General features: G+C 37.7%; 17 protein-coding genes. 9 read left to right on the top strand and 8 right to left on the bottom strand.

Going from position 1 to position 21,897, the window contains the following annotated elements; genetic code table 11:
• Nucleotides 1-5: 5 nt before the first annotated feature.
• Complete coding sequence (gene odhB / locus BMY50_RS20305; protein WP_093328281.1) at nt 6-1,262, top strand: 2-oxoglutarate dehydrogenase complex dihydrolipoyllysine-residue succinyltransferase; 1,257 nt, start codon at nt 6-8, stop codon at nt 1,260-1,262.
• 133 nt (nt 1,263-1,395) lie between these two features.
• Nucleotides 1,396-2,394, top strand: a complete 999-nt coding sequence (locus tag BMY50_RS20300) for a hypothetical protein (RefSeq protein WP_139202304.1) — start codon at nt 1,396-1,398, stop codon at nt 2,392-2,394.
• 1 nt (nt 2,395) lies between these two features.
• Here BMY50_RS20300 and BMY50_RS20295 read toward each other — a convergent pair whose 3' ends face one another.
• Complete coding sequence (locus tag BMY50_RS20295; protein WP_093328276.1) at nt 2,396-3,130, bottom strand: head GIN domain-containing protein; 735 nt, start codon at nt 3,128-3,130, stop codon at nt 2,396-2,398.
• Nucleotides 3,131-3,342: 212 nt separating this feature from the next.
• Between BMY50_RS20295 and BMY50_RS20290 the strand changes: the two genes are divergently transcribed.
• From BMY50_RS20290 to BMY50_RS20270, 5 genes are all read left to right on the top strand, one after another.
• A complete protein-coding gene (locus BMY50_RS20290) occupies nt 3,343-4,512 on the top strand; it encodes a hypothetical protein (RefSeq protein ID WP_093328273.1) in 1,170 nt (389 codons plus the stop codon).
• Between the two features lie 239 nt (nt 4,513-4,751).
• Nucleotides 4,752-5,291: a plastocyanin/azurin family copper-binding protein gene (locus BMY50_RS20285; RefSeq protein ID WP_093328270.1), complete on the top strand. Its 540-nt coding sequence runs from the start codon at nt 4,752-4,754 to the stop codon at nt 5,289-5,291.
• A gap of 170 nt (nt 5,292-5,461) precedes the next feature.
• Nucleotides 5,462-6,865, top strand: coding sequence for a dihydrolipoyl dehydrogenase (gene lpdA, locus BMY50_RS20280; RefSeq protein WP_093328267.1), 1,404 nt, complete (start codon nt 5,462-5,464; stop codon nt 6,863-6,865).
• Nucleotides 6,866-6,930: 65 nt separating this feature from the next.
• Entirely contained in the window at nt 6,931-7,320 is a 390-nt protein-coding gene (locus BMY50_RS20275; RefSeq protein ID WP_093328264.1) for an acyl-CoA thioesterase, read from the top strand.
• A gap of 17 nt (nt 7,321-7,337) precedes the next feature.
• Nucleotides 7,338-9,209 (top strand): LTA synthase family protein, encoded by a 1,872-nt coding sequence (locus BMY50_RS20270; RefSeq protein ID WP_093328261.1) that lies wholly within the window; start codon nt 7,338-7,340, stop codon nt 9,207-9,209.
• 40 nt (nt 9,210-9,249) lie between these two features.
• Here BMY50_RS20270 and BMY50_RS20265 read toward each other — a convergent pair whose 3' ends face one another.
• The 7 genes from BMY50_RS20265 to BMY50_RS20235 all read right to left on the bottom strand — a co-directional run bounded on the left by BMY50_RS20265 (nt 9,250) and on the right by BMY50_RS20235 (nt 19,035).
• Nucleotides 9,250-11,190, bottom strand: coding sequence for an LTA synthase family protein (locus BMY50_RS20265; protein ID WP_238383834.1), 1,941 nt, complete (start codon nt 11,188-11,190; stop codon nt 9,250-9,252).
• A 21-nt stretch (nt 11,191-11,211) separates the two neighbouring features.
• On the bottom strand, nt 11,212-11,523 hold the full coding sequence (locus BMY50_RS20260; RefSeq protein WP_093328258.1) for a DUF3817 domain-containing protein: 312 nt from the start codon (nt 11,521-11,523) through the stop codon (nt 11,212-11,214).
• A gap of 178 nt (nt 11,524-11,701) precedes the next feature.
• Nucleotides 11,702-14,869 (bottom strand): efflux RND transporter permease subunit, encoded by a 3,168-nt coding sequence (locus BMY50_RS20255; protein ID WP_093328255.1) that lies wholly within the window; start codon nt 14,867-14,869, stop codon nt 11,702-11,704.
• Nucleotides 14,870-14,934: 65 nt separating this feature from the next.
• Nucleotides 14,935-16,014, bottom strand: a complete 1,080-nt coding sequence (locus BMY50_RS20250) for an efflux RND transporter periplasmic adaptor subunit (protein WP_093328252.1) — start codon at nt 16,012-16,014, stop codon at nt 14,935-14,937.
• A 45-nt stretch (nt 16,015-16,059) separates the two neighbouring features.
• Nucleotides 16,060-17,439 carry a TolC family protein gene (locus BMY50_RS20245; RefSeq protein WP_093328250.1) on the bottom strand — a complete coding sequence of 460 codons (1,380 nt, stop codon included), beginning with the start codon at nt 17,437-17,439 and terminating at the stop codon, nt 16,060-16,062.
• A 237-nt stretch (nt 17,440-17,676) separates the two neighbouring features.
• Nucleotides 17,677-18,216 carry a TetR/AcrR family transcriptional regulator gene (locus BMY50_RS20240; RefSeq protein ID WP_238383833.1) on the bottom strand — a complete coding sequence of 180 codons (540 nt, stop codon included), beginning with the start codon at nt 18,214-18,216 and terminating at the stop codon, nt 17,677-17,679.
• A gap of 201 nt (nt 18,217-18,417) precedes the next feature.
• A complete protein-coding gene (locus tag BMY50_RS20235) occupies nt 18,418-19,035 on the bottom strand; it encodes a TetR/AcrR family transcriptional regulator (RefSeq protein WP_093328243.1) in 618 nt (205 codons plus the stop codon).
• Nucleotides 19,036-19,258: 223 nt separating this feature from the next.
• Here BMY50_RS20235 and murB point away from each other — a divergent pair, with 223 nt between their 5' ends.
• Entirely contained in the window at nt 19,259-20,272 is a 1,014-nt protein-coding gene (gene murB / locus BMY50_RS20230; RefSeq protein WP_093328240.1) for a UDP-N-acetylmuramate dehydrogenase, read from the top strand.
• A 181-nt stretch (nt 20,273-20,453) separates the two neighbouring features.
• Complete coding sequence (locus tag BMY50_RS20225; RefSeq protein ID WP_093328237.1) at nt 20,454-20,996, top strand: RNA polymerase sigma factor; 543 nt, start codon at nt 20,454-20,456, stop codon at nt 20,994-20,996.
• Nucleotides 20,997-21,897: the final 901 nt, after the last annotated feature.

The following is a 21,897-nucleotide window of genomic DNA, read 5'->3' as shown; positions in this document are numbered from 1 at the left end:
CAATTATGGGATTAGAAATAAAAGTTCCGGCCGTTGGTGAATCGATAACCGAAGTTACCTTATCTCAATGGTTAAAGAAGGATGGTGATCATGTAGAAATGGATGAAAACCTTGCAGAATTAGAATCAGATAAAGCCACCTTTGAATTACCTGCTGAAAAGGCCGGTATATTAAAAATTGTTGCCCAAGAGGGTGATACGCTAGAGATTGGAGCAGTGGTCTGTATCATTGAGGAGGGAGACGGTTCTGCTGCAGCTAAACCTTCTACGGATGCACCAAAGGCGGAAGTGAAAGCTGAAGAAAAGACAGCAGCTCCTAAAGCTGATGTGGATGAGGAAAAAGAAGAGAATTATGCGGCAGGTACACCTTCTCCAGCAGCAGCAAAAATTTTGAAAGAAAAGGGGATTGATCCTAGCGCTATAAAAGGAACTGGTAAAGACGGACGTATTACGAAAGAAGATGCAGTAAAAGCGGAACAAAAAGCGGCCGAACAGCAAGCAACTCCTAGTGCAAAGCCAGCTGAACAAGCTGCTGCCACTACACCGAAGGCTGCAACCGGCGCAAGAGATGAGCGTAGAGAGAAAATGTCTTCTTTACGTAAGACCATTGCAAAACGTTTGGTAACGGTGAAAAATGAAACAGCTATGTTGACCACTTTTAATGAGGTTGACATGAAGCCGATCATGGACATTCGTGCGAAGTATAAAGATAAATTTAAAGAGAAATATGGCATTGGCTTAGGCTTTATGTCTTTCTTTACGAAAGCGGTTACTACTGCGTTGGCCGAATGGCCAGCTGTAAATGCTCGAATAGAGGAGAATGAGGTTGTATATAGTAATTTTGCAGATGTCTCTATTGCGGTATCCGCTCCTAAAGGATTGGTTGTACCTGTCATCCGTAATGCTGAATCGATGACCTTAGATGAAATCGAAAAATCTGTTCGGGATCTGGCATTAAAAGCAAGAGACGGTAAGTTAACAATAGAGGAGATGACAGGCGGTACTTTTACGATCACTAATGGTGGTGTATTTGGGTCAATGATGTCTACTCCTATCATCAATGCGCCACAGTCTGCTATCTTAGGCATGCATAATATTATTGAGCGCCCCGTTGCTATTAACGGAGAAGTCGTTATACGGCCAATGATGTATGTGGCTTTATCATATGATCACCGCATCGTGGATGGAAGAGAATCTGTAAGTTTCTTGGTGCGTGTAAAAGAGCTATTAGAAGATCCAGCAAGATTGTTGTTGGGCATATAAATAATATTTCTGTAAAAAAGCGGTTGTTTATTAAATCAACCGCTTTTTTTTTGACCTTACAGTTATAATTTAGCAAATATTTTTTGAGGCTATTGTGTAATAACCTTAAACGTGTTAATAAAATCAGTTTTAAATGAAGAGAATCCTTTTCACCCTATGTTTTTGTTTCGTGTGTTTTTTTGCTAAATCGCAGGAGGTATTTGAGTGGAATGTAAATACTTTTGGTTTTGCGGATAACAGAGAATACCTGAAAGCAGGTTTACATTCACAAACTATTTTTGGTATCCGAATAGCACCAGAAGTGGGTTTAAGTATAGATAGTGTGCACCGTGTACGTTTTGGCGTAAATTTCCTACAGGAATTTGGTGATAAGCCGTTTGGTGCGAAAGCAAATCCTACCATTTACTATAATTATGAAGATAAAGGTTTCTCGTTTTATCTGGGAGCTTTTCCTCGATTTAACTTGTTAAGCAGTTATCCACGGGCGGTGCTCAACGATACATTAATGTATTATCGGCCAAATATTGAAGGTTTATTTTTAAAATATCAGAAAGCGAACTTTCATGAACAAATCTGGGTAGATTGGACAAGTCGCCAGACACATGAAAAGAGGGAGCAGTTTATCGTTGGTTTATCGGGTAAGGTTCAAACAGGTATTTTCTATTTTACGCATTATTTAACAATGCTTCATTCAGCGAGTAGTTTAGACGAAACATTTCCCGTGCGAGATAACGCAGTAGGTTTGCTTCAAATAGGAGTTGACCTAAGTGATAAAACGGTGCTGGATTCATTAACGATTGGAGCGGGTGTACTTGCATCTCTGGATCGTTTAAGGGGTGTTTATGATAGCCGGACGCCGAAAGGGGCCATAGTAGATATACATGGTGCCTACAAATCCTTTTTTGTTAATAACACTTTTTATAAAGGGCAGGCACATGATATCAGTTTTGGAGATCGATTTTATACAAAGGATACCTATAACCGGTTAGATATGGGATGGCGACCTTTCAAATCTCAAAATCTCGAGGGGTATTTTATGTTGAGTCTACATTTTACCCCAGGAGAAGTTAGTAACCAACAGATGTTGATGCTACGGTATAATTTGGGAGGAAACGCTCGGTTGAAAAAATAGTTTACCTACTGGAAATTTCTCCCGAACCGGATTTACGTTTATTCACCTGCTTAGGGTTGCCTCCGTAAGAAATATCTCCGGAACCAGATAACTGCGCGTTTAGGGTGTTTGATACATAAATATCAATGTCTCCTGACCCACTGATTTTAGTGTTTGCATCTTGCGTTTTCAGAGAATCTCCGTCGAAATCTCCCGACCCACTAACACTTACATCGGCAGAGGTAGCTGTTCCCTGCATGCTGATATCTCCGGAACCCACTATAGTCGCCGTCAGGCTACTTACATTTACAGGAACCGTGATATCTCCTGACCCTGTTAATGACAACTGAAACTTATCGCCTTTAATAGGATTCTTAACAACGATATTGCCCGACCCGCGTTGACTCAATGCGTTTAAGGACTTAGCACTTATCTGTATCAACAGGTTTTTGTTAACTTTCCAATTATTGAAAAATCGTTGTCCGTCTTTTTTGATACTTATAACCAAGGTGCCATTTTTGACTTGTGTTTCTACTAAATCAATTACCTCTTTATTACCGAAGATTTTTAAAGATTCTGTATTACCAATACTTATTTCGAGGTCAATACTTCCGATATTTTCAATCGCATGGAAGCCCGAAACAGCACGTGTTTCATCAGATAATTTTTTAGTCACGATAGCCGCATGGGAAATGCCGATGAAGAGAAAGGGTAGTAAAAGTGCTAGCCAGCCAGTAGAACCGATTTTGTGTTTCATTTGTTATAATTTTAAGATAATACTATTCAGCGTTTGAAGTAAATTGGTAAATTCTATATACGTGGACGTTCACGATATTTTCAAATAAGACGCATGATATAAGGAAATGTTGCATATATTTAAATTTTTCTGAAAAAGATCAGGAATAATTGATTTTTCTGCCCGACTTTTGAAGAAAGGTTAAGGGTGCTTTAAGATATTATACGCTTTGAATGAAAGTTAAAAAAGTAGATAGTCCAGCGCTTGCTAGGTTGTTTTTAGAAATGCCCCAATCTTTATATAGAACCGACAAAAATTATATACGACCTTTAGATAATGATGTAGAGGATATTTTTGATCCAAGTAAGAATACCCTGTTTGTCATGGGTCAATGTTGTAGGTGGCTGCTTTTTGATACGAAAGAAAACTGTGTCGGCCGCATTGCGGCTTTCTATGATAAGGTTAGTTCCATTGATTATTTACAACCAACCGGAGGCTGCGGTTTTTTTGAATGTATAGATGAGGAGAAGGCAGCGTTCTTGTTGTTTGATACAGCCAGAAATTGGCTGGCAGAACATGGTATGGAAGCAATGGATGGGCCCATTAATTTTGGCAGTAGGGAGCGTTGGTGGGGACTTTTAGTGGAGGGCTTTACAGAACCCTGTTATTGCAGCAATTATAATCCTCCTTATTATCAAAAATTGTTTGAATCCTATGGGTTTCAGGTTTACTATAAACAATATACTTATAGGCGAACCCTTGAAGGTGAAATTGGTGAACGATATGCCAATAAAGCAAAGCGATTGCTGGGGATGAAAGGATATAGCTTTGATTTTATAAAAAGAAAGCATCTTTCTGACGCAGCGGAACAGTTTCGGGAAGTTTATAACAAGGCCTGGGTAAAGCATGATGGCGTAGGAGAGATGACAAAGGAGCAGGCCGATAAGCTTATGCGAAACTTAAAGCCAGTAGTAGACCCGATAGGCCTATGGTTTGCCTATTTTGAAGGCGAACCTATTGGTTTCTTTATTAGTATTCCGGATGTTAATCAATTATTCATTAAATATGTACGTGGAAAGATTGGCTTAAAAGGTATTTTTATGCTTTGTTGGAACAAATTTTTCAAAAAATGTAAGACCCTGTTCGGTATTGTCTTTGGTGTTGTACCCGCTCATCAGCGAAAAGGGGTGGAAGTGGCACTTATTATGGAGGCAGCAAAAATATTCATTAACGGAAAAAGTAATACAGGGTATGAAGAGTTGCAGATGAATTGGATAGGGGATTTTAATCCCAAAATGATGAATCTTGCAAATCAAATAGGAGCTTATGTCTATAAAACACATCATACCTATCGTTATCTGTTTGATCGTGAAAAACCGTTTGAAAGGCATCCGATACTTTAGCGTTTGGCGGATCGTTAAATAGTTAAGTAGTCAAATTGTTGAATGGTTAAGTGGTTGAATAGTTAGGTGGTTGAGTGTTGAATAGATAAGTTAATTTTACGCAAGAATAACTAATGCTCACAACTTGCAACTGATAACTGACAACTAATAATGAATAAGCATGAAATCTAATGGAATTTAAATAAATTATTGATAAGTTTGTGGTTAGCTAATTTAAGATAACAAAAATAGATTAAGAAATGAAGAAAGTATTTATGGTGCCAGCTGTTGTCGCAGCATTATTTTTAGCGTCTTGTGGCGGTGGCGATAAAAGTTCAACAGCTACACATGAACATGAGAGTACCACTTCTACTCCTGCTGAAACACCTGCAGCATCTGTTCCGGGAATAGAAAATGTTGAAACGACCGATCATATTCAGTTGCAAGCGTCTGATGATATGCGTTTCGATAAAGATTTGTTCAAAGTGAAGGCAGGTTCAAAAGTTAAACTTACCCTTAAAAACATAGGTGAGCAACCAATTGAATCTATGGGACACAATGCGGTTGTACTGGATCAAGGTACTGATGTCGCAGCATTCGGAGGAGAGGCTTTTAAAGCGAAAGAAGAAGAATATATTCCTTCCACCTTTGCTTCTTCGATTATTGCACATACAAAGCTTTTAGGCCCTGGTCAATCTGACGAAATAGAGTTTACACTGCCTAAGGCGGGTGTTTATGAATTTATCTGTAGTTTTCCTGGACACTGGGGAACGATGCAAGGAAAAATTGTAGCCGAATAATTCTACAAAAAAAGATTACTTCTTCCCCGTAGGTTTGCACATCCTGCGGGGTTTGTTTTTTTTATGTTATTTTGTGGTATACAAAAGGTTTTTAGCGGGATTTAATAGGAATTGGGCTTAATAATTTTGTAACTTTGATTAATCATTTTTAAAAGAAATAAAATATATTCATGCAATACGACGTAGTAGTAATAGGCAGTGGACCTGGTGGTTACGTAGCTGCCATCCGTTGTGGTCAGTTAGGGTTAAAAACCGCAATTATTGAGAAATATAATACGTTAGGAGGTACTTGTTTAAATGTGGGGTGTATCCCGTCCAAAGCGCTGCTCGATTCTAGCGAACATTACCATAATGCAAGCAAACATTTTCCCGAGCATGGTATCAATCTAAGTAATTTGAAGGTTGATCTCAAGCAAATGATTAAACGGAAAAACGGAGTTGTAGAACAAACTACAGGCGGAATTACTTTTTTAATGAAAAAGAATAAAGTAACTACTTACCAAGGCATAGGATCGTTTGTTGACAAAAATACCATCAAAATTACCAAGGAAGATGGAGCTGCGGAGGAGATTACTACTAAACATGTTATTATTGCTACAGGGTCGAAACCTGCTTCATTACCTTTCTTAAAGATTGATAAGAAAAGAATCATTACGTCAACAGAAGCATTAAATCTAACAGAAGTTCCGAAAAAGCTTATCTTAATTGGCGGTGGAGTTATAGGCTTGGAGCTGGGCTCGGTATATGCGCGTTTAGGTGCGAAAGTTACCGTAATCGAATATTTAGATTCGATCATCCCCACAATGGATAAGGGCCTTGGAAAAGAATTACAAAAATCACTGAAAGGCCTTGGCTTCGAGTTTTTACTAAGCCATAAAGTTACAGGGGCTTCGGTAAAAGGAAAGACTGTAACTGTTACAGCAGAAGATGCCAAAGGTGCTCCAGTAAGCGTTGAAGGTGACTATTGTTTGGTAGCCGTTGGTAGAACAGCTTATTCTGAAGGATTAAATCTAGAGGCTATTGGGATAACACTTGAAGAGAGAGGAAAGAAAATACCCGTGAACGAACATTTAGAAACGCCTGTTGCAGGGATTTATGCAATTGGTGACGTCATCAAAGGAGCAATGCTTGCGCATAAGGCAGAAGAAGAAGGCGTTTATGTTGCTGAACAGATAGCTGGACAAAAACCACATATAAATTATAATCTTATTCCAGGTGTTGTTTATACCTGGCCTGAAGTGGCTAGTGTTGGGGCAACCGAAGAGCAGTTGAAAACTGACGGTAGAAAATATAAATCTGGTTCTTTTCCATTTAAAGCAAGCGGAAGGGCTAGAGCAAGTATGGATACAGAAGGCTTTATTAAAGTGCTAGCGGATGCTGATACAGATGAAATACTTGGTGTGCATATGATCGGTCCGCGGGTTGCAGATATCATAGCAGAAGCAGTGGTTGCCATGGAGTATCGCGCTTCAGCGGAAGATATTGCCCGTATATGCCATGCACATCCAACTTTTACGGAATCGCTTAAGGAAGCTGCTTTAGCGGCCACAGCTAATAGAGCAATTCATATTTAATGTTTGTTATAAAGGTATAAGGAAGCTTTGGTCTTATACCTTTATAACCAAGTCTTATAATATACATGAATTTTCATACTCGAAAATGGGTTAAACCCGAAGACCTAAATCCTAATGGCACATTGTTCGGAGGAACGTTATTACGGTGGATTGATGAAGAAGCGGTTATATATGCTATTGTCCAATTAGGTAATCCGAAGGTGGTTACTAAATTTATTTCAGAAATTAATTTTGTGAGCTCTGCTACATTGGGAGAAATTATTGAGCTCGGAATACAAGCAACTTATTTTGGCAAAACTTCGATAACGCTAACCTGCGAAGTGCGCAATAAAATCACAAGGAAAAGTATTTTAACAATAGATAAGTTGGTGTTTGTAAATTTAGATGAAAACGGTAATCCAGTCCCTCACGGGAAAACAGAGATTACTTATGCTTTCGCTGGAGATAGACCCTAGTTTATCGCAAAATTTTGATGAATAAATATTGCATCGTTCTGAGGCAGTTTGCCTTTTGGATGTTATTTGCTTTTGTTTGTAGAGTGTTTTTTCTTCTCTACTTTCATGAACAATTATCAAACCTATGTATCTCGGATACACTAAAAGTTTTTATTTATGGGATGCGGATGGACGCCTCTATGGCGGCATATATCTGTAGTTTGCCTCTATTGATTTTTATTGCACAATTATGGATTACGGATTTGAACATCCTAAAGAAATTTTCCAGATTTTATGTTTGGACAGTTATCATGGTTTGCGCACTCATAAATATCATCAACTTTAATATTTATCGTGAATGGGATACCTTGATTTCCTATAAGGTGGTAGATATGTTTTTAGACTCGCCGCATTTGGCAATTGCTTCTGCAGCATCTTCTCCAATTTTTCTATCGATTTTTATTTTGCTTTTTTTAAGTATAGTAGGTTTCTTTTTGGCAAAAAAACTAAGGATTTACCAGCCAGTTACCAATATCGCGGGCATTAAATGGTATCAGAAACTGACTGCTTCGGGCGGTTTATTACTAATGCTCTTTTTATTGATCAGAGGAGGATGGGGACTAACGCCCTTAAACCCATCCATGGTTTACTTTGCTGTTGCTCCATTTCCAAATCATGCGGCCACGAACGTTGCATGGTATTTTATGTATGATATCGTACATGCTAAAGGATTAAAAAAAAATCCTTATAAAACAATGGAGGAAAATGAAGCGAAGCGCGTAATAGCTCCCCTTATGACCCGCTCTTCCAATGCTTCCTTATCCATTTTAAATACGAAGCGCCCTAATGTTGTTTTTATCATTTTGGAAAGCTTTACTGCAGATTTAGTGGAGAGTTTAGGTGGTGAAAAAGGTGTAGCACCACGGCTTGAACAGGTTATTAAAGACGGTCTGTTGTTTGACCATGTTTATGCGTCTGGAGATCGGACAGACAAGGGGATGATTGCCATACTTAGCGCTTTTCCCACCCAATCTTCTCAAAGCATCATAAAAAATATTCATAAACAGGCGGGACTGCCTAGTTTAGTGGCAGATTTTGCACGTGCCGGATATCGCACTTCTTTTTATTATGGGGGAGAAAGCGAATTTTATAACTTTAAAGGGTATATGTTAAGTCACGGTTGTCAGAAAATCGTTGATCAACAACATTTCCCCCTTTGGGCTGCAAGATCAAAATGGGGGGTTTATGACGAACTTACTTTTACGAAGCAGTTGAACCAGCTATCAAAAGCAAAAGAACCTTTTTTTTCCGTGCTGCTCACGTTAAATAATCATGAACCATTCGATTTGCCTGTTCCACATAAATTTGGAGATGATAATTTGCCGAATCTCTTTCGAAGTACTGCATATTACACAGATTCGGTACTGTACAATTATTTAGAGCAGGCAAAGAAAACAGCTTGGTATAAAAATACGCTTTTTGTCATAGTGGCGGATCACGGTCACCGTTTACCACTTGAGCAATGGGAAAGTAATAATCCAAAGCGTTATCATATTCCTTTATTATTTTTTGGTGGAGCGCTTAAAGCTTCATTTAGAGGAAAAAGAAATGATATAATAGGAAATCAGGTAGATATAGCAAATACCTTGTGCAGTCAATTAAGTTTTGATGCTACGCATTATGTATGGAGTAGGGATTTGCTAAATCCTCGTACCATTCCATTCTCTTTCTTTACGTGGTCAGATGGCTGGGGAGTTGTAAAAATGAACGAGTCCATTGCCTACGATCATATTGGCGAACATGTAAGTTATTATAAAGGAGATCGTTATTGCTACAAGCGTAAATGCACCCTTCTTAAAGAAGGTAAGGCCTATTTACAGGAAGTTTATCATCAATATCTCGCCTACTGAATTTAGGACATACCAAATGCCTCCCTATCATTCATATGAATTACTTAATGGGGTGATAGGTTAAATCATCCTGAATCATACGATTATTGTATTGCTGAATAAAGGCTTTAAAGTAAGTTTCCAATTTTTCCAACACTTCAGGTTCTTTCTTGATTAAATTATGCTTAGTGAGTCGATCCTCCTTTAGATTGTATAAAGCTGTACTTATCTGTCCATCGTTAAGCAAAAGATAATCGCCATGATAAAGACTAAAGGTGCCATCATTGTTGTTAATAATGAAGTTATCAGTCCGCTTGGAAAAAGCGTCAAAGCCAAAAGCAAAGTAAGGTTTATCGTATTGTAGGTAGTTTAAAACCGTTGGCATGATATCAATCTGCTGTACAGATTTATCCAATTTTCCCTTAAGGTTACCTCCAGGATAATAAAATAAGATGGGAATGGAAAATGCCCCCGGAATGGTTTGATATTCCGGAAAAAAAGATACGGTTGCGTGATCGGCACAAAGAACAAACAAGGTGTTTTTATACCAGGGCATTTTAGCCGCTGTCTCAAAAAATTTCCTTAAGGCCATATCTGTATAGCCCATAGGCTCCTGTACTTCCAATGGGCCCTTTGGAAATTTGCCTTTATATTGTTCGGGTACCTTAAAGGGGTGATGAGAAGAAAGTGAAAAAAATGCCGAGAAAAAGGGTTGATGAAAGGTGTTAATGGTGCGGGCCATAAATTGCATGAAAGGCTCATCCCATATACCCCACATCCCATCAAAATCCTTATCATTATTGTACTCTGTTTTTCCAAAATAATGTTGAATGCCTGCTAATTTTGTATAGGATGAAAAGCCCATAGATCCATTGGGAGCACCATGAAAAAAGGCAGTTTCATAGCCCTTTTCTGCCAATAATTTAGCGATGCTGGTTGTTTTGTTGCTTGAGTAAGTAGAGAGCACAAAGGGCTCTCTTATGGATGGAATGCCTGAGATAATAGAAGGCAATGCATCAATCGACTTTCGACCATTGGCATAGGTATGCGTAAATGTAAAACTGTTTTCCACCAATGAATCAATAAATGGTGTATAACCTTTATAGGTACCTTGCGCAAGGTCTTTATTTAAAGCACCTACATGTTCTTTGCCTAAGCTCTCAATAATTAAAAAAACAACATTCAGATTTTTAAAAGCCGCCGTATCTGATGGTTGATGAATGGGTGAGTACAAGCTGTCCAGCGTCTTCTCATCAAAATAATGAACAGGTTTTAGACTTACAGCCTTAAGTGTACGCATGATAGAAAAAGGTGTATTTAAGACGATACTCATTTGAGCAGGAGATTGGACAAACTCACCCGCATTGCTAAGTGTTATTGGTCGGGTGCTATGGCGCCAACCTCCGCGCATTCCAACCACGGTTAATGCTGCAACAAGTAAAAAAAGCAGGGATCGCATTAAGTAATACGACCATCCTAAAGCTCTATTAGGTTGTTTAATTGAGAAAGCATCATATAACTTGCTTAATAGAAAAACAAGCAGTATAAACAGAAGGAGTAGATACCAATAACCTGTAAGGAAATCTATAAAAAGTTTTAATTTATTTTGTTCATGCGCAAACTGCTCAAATACAGTTCCGGTAGTGCGTTTTAAAGTGAACTGGTAATAAACAAAATCTATTAAATTGGCAGCAATACCTAAACTATTTGTTAGGATAAAGACCCATTTACATATTTTTTGATAAAAAGTATTATATAGGCAAGGAAGTGGTAAGCTTTGTAAAACTATATATAAAGAATTGAGGTACAGTAAAGCAGAAATATCAAATTTAATCCCTCCCAATAGCATAATCAGCAATTGCGATGTATTTACATTTGGAAATAAACTTATATTGAATAGGTAAAAACCGATACGTAGAAGACTATATATTCCAAGTAAAAGTGCAAATCTGGCTACCAACGCCATAAAAATAGACGTTTCTACCTTCCTTAACTTTATCATATAATATTATAAGTTTATAATCTAATGCTCTTCCCTTTTCAATTTTTTCTCTACAACAAACGGAGCAAAAGGTAGTAACGAGGCAAAGAAAAATAAAATCACTCTTGAAAATTTCCAATTATATTCAATCCAACATTGAATTAATGTGAAGACATAAGCAATAAACAATACACCGTGAACCCAGCCCACATATTTTACAGCCAATGGAAAATCAGCCCAATATTTTAAAGGCATTGCAATAAAAACGAGCAGTATGAAAGAAACTCCTTCAAAGAAGGCCACTTTTCTAAATCGATGTAAAGTCTTGCTGTCGGGCGAAGTGTCTTGAGGCATTTTGTTTATATTAATTTAATAATGAATTTACAAAAGTACTACTTAGAATAGTTGATTTTTAATTATTTGTGAGGTTTGACTCCTTTTTGACTTTTTTATTTAAGGGGTTAAATTTTAGAAATAAAAAAGGTTCTAGCAGTCAACTAGAACCTTTTTACAAAATTATTTTAGTGCGTTATTAATGTAGGTTTTCGTATTCTTTAACCTCCTTATGCTCATAATCAGCAGTCATAAGCTCATCGATTGGTACACCTTTTTTATCAAGTCCAAAACGATGTAAGATATTGTCTACTACCTGATAAACTACAGGAACAATAATCAGCGTTAAGAAAAGTGAACTGATAAGCCCGCCAATAATGACCCAAGCAAGTCCGTTTTTCCATTCAGAACCGGCACTCGACGCTAATGCAATAGGCATCATCCCGATGACCATCGCAATGGTTGTCATCAGGATCGGACGTAAACGTGCATGGTTTGCATGTATAAGGGCTTGCCGTGTACTGTGTCCTTCTGCTTTCATCTGGTTGGTAAAATCCACCAAAATGATCGCGTTCTTTGCTACCAGTCCGATAAGCATGATCAATCCTAGAATGGTAAATATATTCAATGAATTGTTGGTAAGCGCTAAGGCCAATAATGCCCCGATTACAGATAGCGGAATGGAAAACATTACCACGAACGGATAAACAAAACTATCATATAAAGCCACCATAATGAGGTATACCAAAACAATAGAGACCATTAAGGCAACACCCAATGTTCCAAAACCTTCCGATTGATTTTCCATATCTCCACCCCACACATAGTTTACACCGGTAGGTTTCCGTAGCTGACTAAGTTTGCTTTCAAAATCTTGAATGACAGTACCTGAAGGGCGACCAACTGCTTGCGATTGTACCTTCACAGAGGTGCTTTTATCCCTTCGTTCCAACTGACTTGGGCCCGATCCTTCTTTCACTTCGGCGAATTGTGACAACTTGATTAATTTACCGCTATTATTAGAGAAATAAAGATTCTTCACATCATCCACATTCTTTCTGTCGTAATCTTCGAAGCGAATATTAATATCATACTCATATTCTCCTTGCCTGAACTTGCCGTCGGTATTTCCATTAAAAGCCGTTTGCATGGTCCCCCCAACAGTTTGTAAAGACAGACCAAGCGCCGTCATCTTATCTCGATCTACTTCAACCGTAATTTCTGGGTTACCACTTTCTACTGATAATTTTGTTTCAGCGGCTCCAGGTACTTTTGATAATATGATACGCGCTTTCTCCGCATAAGCGAGTACGCTATCCAAGTCAGACCCCGTAACCACCATTTCAATTGGTGCTTGTTGGGCTGCCCCTAAAATGTCAATCGGTACGGTTTTTACTTTTGCGCCCACCAATAACTTTTGAATTTCTCCCTTGAGTTTGGCTGCATAGATGTCGGAAGACTCATCACGCTCTTCCTTCGGGGTGAGCTTGACTGTAATTTCTGCCTTGTAGGCGGTCGATTGATCCGCGCCGAGGTTGTCGCTCGATTGACCAACTGTGGTAATCAACGAGACAATCTCCTTCTTCTTACTTAAGAAATCTTCAGCTTTCCGCGTGACCTGATTGGTTAGCTCAAGGGATGCATCTTTCGGCAATTCAATCTGAACTAAGAACTCCCCCCGATCACTCTGTGCAAAGAATTCTGCGCCGATAAAACCACCGAAAGTCAATCCACATGACGACACCAATAGGAGGGACACGGTTACAAGCGTAATGGCTTTATGATCCAACGCCCAATTTAATATACCGGTAACCCAGTTAGTGAAGCGGTGTAACTGTTTTTCAAACCAAAGTATAAATCTTCCGATGAAGTTACTGTTTGATACGCGTTCAAGTTTTCCAAATCGCGAAGTGAGTAATGGTACAATGGAAAAGGAGGCCAATAAACTCAAAAGCGTAGAGATCATGACCACCACACAAAACTCTCGCAGAATATCAGACACCAGACCCGTACTTACCGAAATGGGAAGGAATACCACTACAATTACCATGGTAATAGACACCACCGTAAAACCAATTTCCTTGGTTGCATCATAAGAAGCCCGCACCTTATTTTTCCCCATCTCCATATGTCGGTAAATATTTTCAATAACAACAATGGCATCGTCTACCAAAATACCAACCACGAGTGATAAACCAAGTAATGACATCAGGTTTAGCGTGAAACCGAAAAGGTAGATTCCAATAAAGGTAGCGACAAGTGACGCGGGTATAGCCACCATGACGATGACTGCATTTCGTAAACTATGCAGGAAAAATAACATCACAACCGCAACGAGAATAACCGCCAAAAATAGATCGTGTACGACCGCATCTGCTGATTCAAGCGTATAATCGGATGTGTCATTTGCGATCACCACCTGGAGGTTTTCCTTTTGATAGTCGGCCTTCAAACGCTCCAGAATTGCCTTTACACCTTCGCTCACTTTTACCGCATTTGCATCGGAGGTCTTGATAATTTGTAATATAATAGAACCGCTTCGATTTAATCGCGCTATTTTTTCAGCGTCTTCCTGCGTATCTTGCACATCCGCCAAATCCATCAAACGTATTTGCGCACCGTCATTTGCCGTACTGACAACGAGATTTCGTAATTCATTAACCGATTTATATTTACCGGCCAAGCGGATTAGGATATCCTGGTTCTTCGTTTTTACACTGCCCGTTGGAAAATCCAGGTTAGAGTTAAGAATAACCTGTTGGACGTCCAGTGCGGATAGACCATATGCTTCCAATTTCGCTGCATTTAAATTTACCTGGATTTCGCGTTCCTGCCCCCCGATTAAATTCACTTGGGCAACGCCATTTACACGAGAAACAATTGGCTGAATACGTTTATCTATCAGGTCAAAAAATTGCGCGTCATCCATCGATGCGGTAGCAGAAAGCGTTACGATGGGAAGATCGTCAAGTGAGAACTTTGCAAGCGACGGTGTTTCGGCATCATCTGGTAAATCTGATAATACAGCGTTTACCTTACGTTGTGCATCATTTATCGCATAATCGACATCCGCTTCACTTGTCAGTGTAATGGTAATCACCGAAAGCCCTTCGAAGGAAGTTGCTTCCAGTTTTTTAATATTCTCCATGGAGGAAACGGCATCTTCCAGTTTTTTCGTTACGGTATTTTCTACTTCATTTGGAGATGCTCCAGGATATATTGTTGAAATAGAAACAACACCTGGACTGAACTTAGGCAGCATCTCATAATTTAATGAGAGGTAAGATATAATGCCCAATAAGGTTAGTGCAGTAAACACTACAATAACGATAGAAGGGCGTTTTATTGATATTTCAGCAATTTTCATCCGTAAATTGTTATATTTTAATGGTACATATAGCGTATGGGCCTATCCAATTTTTTTGTCTATGCTTAGCTGTTTTTCTTATCGTCGTTTTGTGGTTTTACTTCAGTTCCGTCAACCAAATTAATTTGTCCACTTGTTATAACAGTTTCTCCTTCTTTCAATCCGTCCAAGATTTCAACTTGTTCTCCAAGTATCCGTCCAGACGTAACCTTCCTAAGTTTAGCCGTTTTACCATCTTCCAACACAAATATTTCATTGCTGCTTACACTACCTATAAAGGCACCTCTCGGAATAACAATAGTAGGTTGTTGTTCTGGAAGGTCAAATACTGCCGTCCCATACATACCTGCTTTTAATGATTGAGAAGAAGAATTTTCAACGCGAATTTCAACGGGATAGTTAAGGGTGTTATCCGCTTTTGCCGCAATAAATGAAATATTACCGCTAAACGTCTTATCGGGGAAGACGCTCGTAGTAATTTTTACCTGATCGCCTACTTTAACGTTCACTACCTGTGATTCATTTGCATTTACGAGTAATTTTAATCGAGACACATCCACGATATCAAATAATGCGGTACCGGGAGAAACATACGTTCCAACTTCAATACTGCGTTTATTAATAATGCCCGAAATAGGGGCTTTTATATAGGAGTCAGCTAGCCGGCGTTTAGACTGTTGTACTTTATTTTCGGCATTGCGAACATCCAAATTAATATCGTCTAACTGCGACTTCGTTACCCCTCCGGTTTTAAAAGAGCTTTCATATCGTTGTTGATCGGTTTTAAGCTTACTTAATTCATCTGCTGCTGATTGAAGCTCCAGATTTAAATATTCATCGTCAATCCTAGCAAGTATTTGCCCTCGGTTAACGTGTGAGCCTTCATCGACCAAAATTCGCGTAACACGTCCACTGTTTTCTGCTACTAAGGCAAGGTCTTGCCAAGCAGCAAAGTTTCCGTTGGAAGAAAAATCTAAGTTGATAGGCGACTTGCTTGCCGTGGTAGTACGTACAATTACGGCACCTGTTCCCTTGGCTACAATATCTGTTTTAGCTTGATTTTCTTTTTTATTGTTGTTAAGTATCCATCCAATCAGAGCTGCCGCACCAATTACAACGACTACAGTAATAATTATTCTCTTCATTTTATTTAGATAAATAAGTTTTTATTATGCGAGTATCTCGCGCTATTATTCAGTTAAAAGTGATTTAATATTCCCGTTTGATTTTATTAATTCTATCTCAGCCACTTTATAGTTCAATAAAGCTTCATTATAACTGTTTTGTGCAGCAACAAGATCCGTCTCTGATGTTAATAAATCGGTGAGACTTGCAAGACCATTTTGATAGTTATTTTGTGTGCTATAAAAAACCTCTTCCGCCAGTCGCTTATTTTCTTCTTGTGTTTTTATGGTAGTTAAACTGTTCTTTATCTGATTTGTAGCATTATTATACGCCATCTTCAAGGAGTTTGATGTGTTGCGGATATCTTGGTTGACCTTTTGAAGCTCAACATTTGCCAGTCGGACTCTCGACCTCCTGCCAAAACCATCGAATATTGGAACCTTTAACGTTAATGTAACAGCAGACATGTCATAGTTCAACGCTTTGCTACTATAAAGATCAAACCGATTACTTTGGCTATTAAGCATATAATTAGCACCTAAAGATAGGCTTGGGTAGTATTCCGCAATATTCGCCTTGCGTTGATGTTGCAAAAGTGTCTCTTGACTTTTTAGTACTTTATATTGGGCTAATCGTTCTAAGTTAAATCCGTCGTTATGTAATTGTAAGGCTTCATTTTCTAGCTGTTGAACGGCATCTTGCGGGAGACTGATTTCTTCTTGAATGGGCATTCCCATATAATACTTCAGCAGATTTTTTTGCTGATTTACAGTTGTTTCCAATTGCTGTTTCTGTGAAAGCAGGTTACTTTTATTCACTTTTACGCGGTCTAAATCAATTTTTTTAGCGAGTCCCAAGTCATATTGACTAGTTACCATTGTTAACAGTTTCTCCGTTCTTTCTAGATTGGCATCAATTACTTTCAACTGTTCTCTATTGATAATTACTTGGTAGTAATTGGCTGCAACTTGTTGTAACACATTCTCTTCGCTTAGTTCTGCCGCTAAACGATAATATTCTTCCGAGCTCTTTGCTGCTTTTAAGCCAGTAAAGACCGATTGATTAAACAGCTCTTGATTTAGTTGCACCTGTGTTAATGCGCCCCAAGATTGACCGGCCTTCACGGATATGAATTCCCCAGGGTTACCTCCCATGAATTCTGCAGGTAAAATAAATTGTTGAACTAGCAAATTATAGGTTAACGTACTGGTAACATCTATTTGAGGTAGTGCGCCCGCTTTAACCTCCGCTACTTTATGCTTTCCTCCTAAAATATCCAATCTTGCCTTTTCAAGTACTTCGCTGTTTTTAATAGCGTAGTTGAGTGCTTGTGTTAATGTTAAAGAATCTTGGGCTAAAAGGTTGCCCGAGCTTAAGAAAAGAGAGATGAACACTATTAGAGAGTGTTTTAGCTTTAGTTTTATTTTAAAATTTGAGGTGCTCATTTATTTCTTGTTTTTCATCTTAATAAATTGTTCTTTAAAGGTGATGAAGCTATCAGATTTTTCATTCTTGTTTTGTTTTCAGCGGTATTGAAGAAGGGCTAAGCCTTTTATTCATCCCCTGTGTGGTTTGAACAAATCATGATGGTTTCGTATATTTTCAATAACACTAGAAGTATTCGCCATACTTGGGCGAATGATATATTTATTGACTTCCGAGTGATATCAGAAAATTAATTCTCAATTTTTTATAATGTCATATCGTAATCCGTTCAAAAATATAGTAGTTGCGATTTTTTGCTTTTCGAAGATTTCGCTGAAAACTGAAATTTCAGGTATATCTTTATTAGAAATCCTTGAAATAGATACCATTGCTATTCCTTTCAGAATGGTAAAATACATCTGAGATACAATCTTTACATCAAATGTTACAAGTTCCATGGTATCAATACCCTTTTTAAATGTTTTATGCAGAATTTCGAGTTCTCTCATTTCTGCATATTCTCTTAATGTTTTTAATTCTTCCATATTCAAATTGCTATCTGCAAAACCCATTGTAATATGGAGTAAGTAATGTTTCTCAAAAAAATCCTTCCGTATTTTAAGAAACCGAATGAGCATTTCGAGTATGCTTACGGATTCATTTAAGATCTCATCATACGCCTGTGTACCCTCCGCAATTAGATGTTTTATTACGTCAACTACGAGGGCTGTTTTATCCGGGAAATAATAATATAGATTCGCTTTTGATACCGCAATATCTTCAGCAATTTCACTCATGGTTGTCTTATTGATACCAAAATGTGAAAACCTTTTAAGTGCGGCTTCTATAATGTGCTGTTTTTTTATCTCGTTTGGTTCCAATGCTGACGACCTTACTTTTTAACCTTTATACTTTTTGACTTTTTAAATGTAATGGTCAAAATTAAGGCAATAAATTGGCTCGATAAAAAAATAGAATAGATTTGTGTTAAAATGACGTTAATTTGACAATTGATTCCGAAGGCCATTTATGAAAATAACAGCCAGTTTTTTTTGCATTTTTGAAATTTCGTCAAATTCTTCTTTGGTGGGTATAAACATTGCTTTTTTATCTTTTAAAACGCAAAAGCGCATGCCTATCATGGCGTTTAAAAAGATTTCGGCAATATAATCGGGTTTATCAACAACTAATTCTCCGCTTTTATTCGCTTTATTAAAAATACTTGCAATGGTTTTTATTTCTAACTCACTGACTAATTGTATCACTCTTGACAATTCATCTGCCAATTCGGTAACGGTATTTAAGCTTTGATCAAAAAGATTGTAGTATTTCATAGCGAATGCTAAACGCATGTCTATTAAATAAAATACCGCTTCTTCACAGTTGTTGATATCAATTAATCCTTGTTCGATCTTATCGAACATTTTTGTAGCAATGCTTTCGAACACTGCTGCATATAAACTTATTTTATCGGGGAAATAGTAATAAAGTAGTGCTTTTGAGAGAGATAGGTCCTTCGCTATTTCAGTCATAGTTGTTTTGGCTATACCGAAGTGAGCGAAACGTTTAGTGGCAGCTTCAATAATAAGGGTACGCTTTTTATCGTGATTATCCATTAGCTTAAAGTAGTTGGTGCAAAGGAATGTATAATAAATTACTATTAACCTTATCTTTGGAAATAAATTATCATGACAATCTTTTTTTTACATAGCCTTCTTTTCTCGACTATTTGATATAAATATACGCAAAAATTGAAAATTTGAAAAAAAAAGTCAATAGGGAAGGAAACGGTTTTTAAGGTTACAAAAGGTTTTTAAATAAAAACGACATAAAATTTTAATGAGTATATTGAATAATGTTTCTTTAAAACACTATAATACATTTGGTGTAGAGGCAACTGCCAAAAAATTGGTACATATTAATCACGAAGAAGATCTTTTAGCATTATATAATGATGGCGCTTTTGAAACAGAAAAATTACTATTTCTTGGTGGCGGAAGCAATATGCTGTTTGTAGATGACTACGATGGACTCGTGGTTCATATGAATATTAAAGGTCTTCACGCCTTTCCAATAAATGAAGGGATAGAGATTTGCATTGGCGGTGGTGAGCGTTGGCATGATGTAGTGATGTATTGCGTTAATAATGGATTCGGAGGAATCGAAAATCTAAGCCTCATTCCGGGCACTGCTGGTGCTGCGCCTGTCCAAAATATTGGTGCCTACGGTGTGGAGTTGCAAGATGTCTTCTATTCTTGCCGCGCCTTTGATATTCGTAATGGTAGTTTTAGAACATTTAATAGCGCAGATTGTAAATTTAGTTATAGAGATAGTGTATTTAAAAATGAGTACAAAAATAGATTTCTAATTACTCAACTAAACCTTTTACTTTCTAGTCAGTCGAAACTAAATACAACATACGGAGCAATTAATGAAGAATTGAGCAAAAGAGGAATAACCCAGCCAACAATTAAAGATGTTTCAGCCGTAGTTGCTGCTATTCGAGTAAGTAAATTACCTGATCCTTCAACTATTGGAAATTCTGGGTCATTTTTTAAGAATCCGATAATTTCTGTGGACACACTCGACAGACTAGTGTCTGATTTTGTGGACATAGTGTATTATCCTTTTGATATAGGAAGAGTAAAAATTGCTGCCGGCTGGTTAATTGATCAATGCGGATGGAAAGGTAAAATTGTGGGAAATACAGGTACTTGGAAAAATCAAGCACTTGTGCTGGTAAACCAAGGAAATGCCACGGGTTTAGAGATTTATGAATTTTCTGAGCAAATAATTGAAAGTGTGAAAAATCGATTCGGTATAACCTTAGAACGAGAAGTTAATGTAATATAACCCTTAAATATAAATTAACTATTTATTAAAAATTATTTTTTTCAGAAATTATCATACTGTTTTGGCGAGATAGTTGCATGGATATTATTGTTAATGTATTATAAATAACTAAGATATTTAAAATGCGATTGTATTAAACTTGGTAACAAGGAAAGCCTTGTTTCCGCAAACCCTAAACAGTATGACAAAGCTAGAGTTTAACACCATGGTAACGCAGCAATCCGACTCGTTGAAAATGTATGCTTTACACTTTACACATGATGATGAAGATGCAAATGATTTGGTTCAGGATACTGTGCTCAAGGCAATTACTTATTATGAAAAGTTTAGAGAAGGGACTAATTTAAAAGGATGGTTATACACTATCATGAAGAATACCTTCATAAACAATTATCGTCGTTTTGTGAAAATTAGTTCTTTTGTAACTAAATCTGACGAAATCTCATCTGCCAATTTAGCTTACAGTGCTACCGGTAATATGGGAGAAAACAAGTTTGTTATGGACGATATTAAGCAAGCGATGGCAAACCTCTCGGATGATTATTATGTGCCATTTACAATGTATTTTGAAGGATATAAGTATCACGAGATAGCGGATCACTTAGCTATTCCTATCGGTACCGTGAAAACCAGAATACATGTTGCTAGGAAAACCTTAAAGAAGTCGTTAAAACCTTATCAATCAGGTATGAAATTGCACGGCTATATAGCAGCTGCTATGTAGTTAAATATAAAGTAAGCGCCGTTTAAGGTCGGCAAAAAGCGGATTTGATAATCTATCAAATCCGCTTTTTTGTTTGTTATTACGGAAAGTAAATAAACTACTAATTTATTTTTACTGACTTCTACACTTTTTTTTTAGATGATATCCTATTAGGAAATAATTTTTCTGGATATTGACCAAGTGTATCAAACAAATTTATTAAGGTCTCCATCGAAGAATAGGTTCTGTTTATTTCTTGTTGCTGATAAAAATGAACTTTTATTTTAGCCTTCTTTTTTCCGCAAAAAGAAGCAAAAGCTCCCGCTGTAGACAGCTGCGAGAATGTTAGTGCATCCACCTACAAACCGCGGCTGACTAAGGCGGATTTTTTGTAGAACGGAGGGTCTTTGCGGGCAAGAATGGTGAAAGTATCATTAGAAGTGGTTCTGGAGCGCAGGAAGGACCGGCCTCACAGAACGAGCGTTAATAAAATGGTTTCAGCGAGTGATGCCCGTTCTGTGACAAGTGAGTGTAGCGAACGGCTTCACGGAACAAGTGGGGAACCATTTTTAGCGAGGGCTGTGTAGCCTTGAACTTTTGCTTCTCGTATGTTTGGAAATCATTAAGTTTCTGGAGAAATAGCAAGAGGAGAAGGGAAGAAATATTTTGTTTCAGGGAGTTGAAGGTAATATCCCGAAAAAAGAATCATTCACCATCTCCTAATGCTTCTCCGAGTCTGAACAGTACTTAGGGAGCTTTGGCATCCCGTATAAATGCGAGAAAAGATGATGGAAGCTTTTGCTGTCTCATTAACCCATTTTATCATGAAAACAACTAAACATTGTGTTGGCGTAGATGTATCGAAGGATTCGATAGTTTGCTGCTTGGGAAGTAGTCAGCAAGAGATCACTGTTTTTAGCAG

It is taken from the genome of Olivibacter domesticus (genome assembly GCF_900109575.1).
GTDB lineage: Bacteria > Bacteroidota > Bacteroidia > Sphingobacteriales > Sphingobacteriaceae > Olivibacter > Olivibacter domesticus.
The sequence above is the reverse complement of the archived record's forward strand: the minus strand, read 5'-3'. Positions and strand labels throughout refer to the sequence as shown.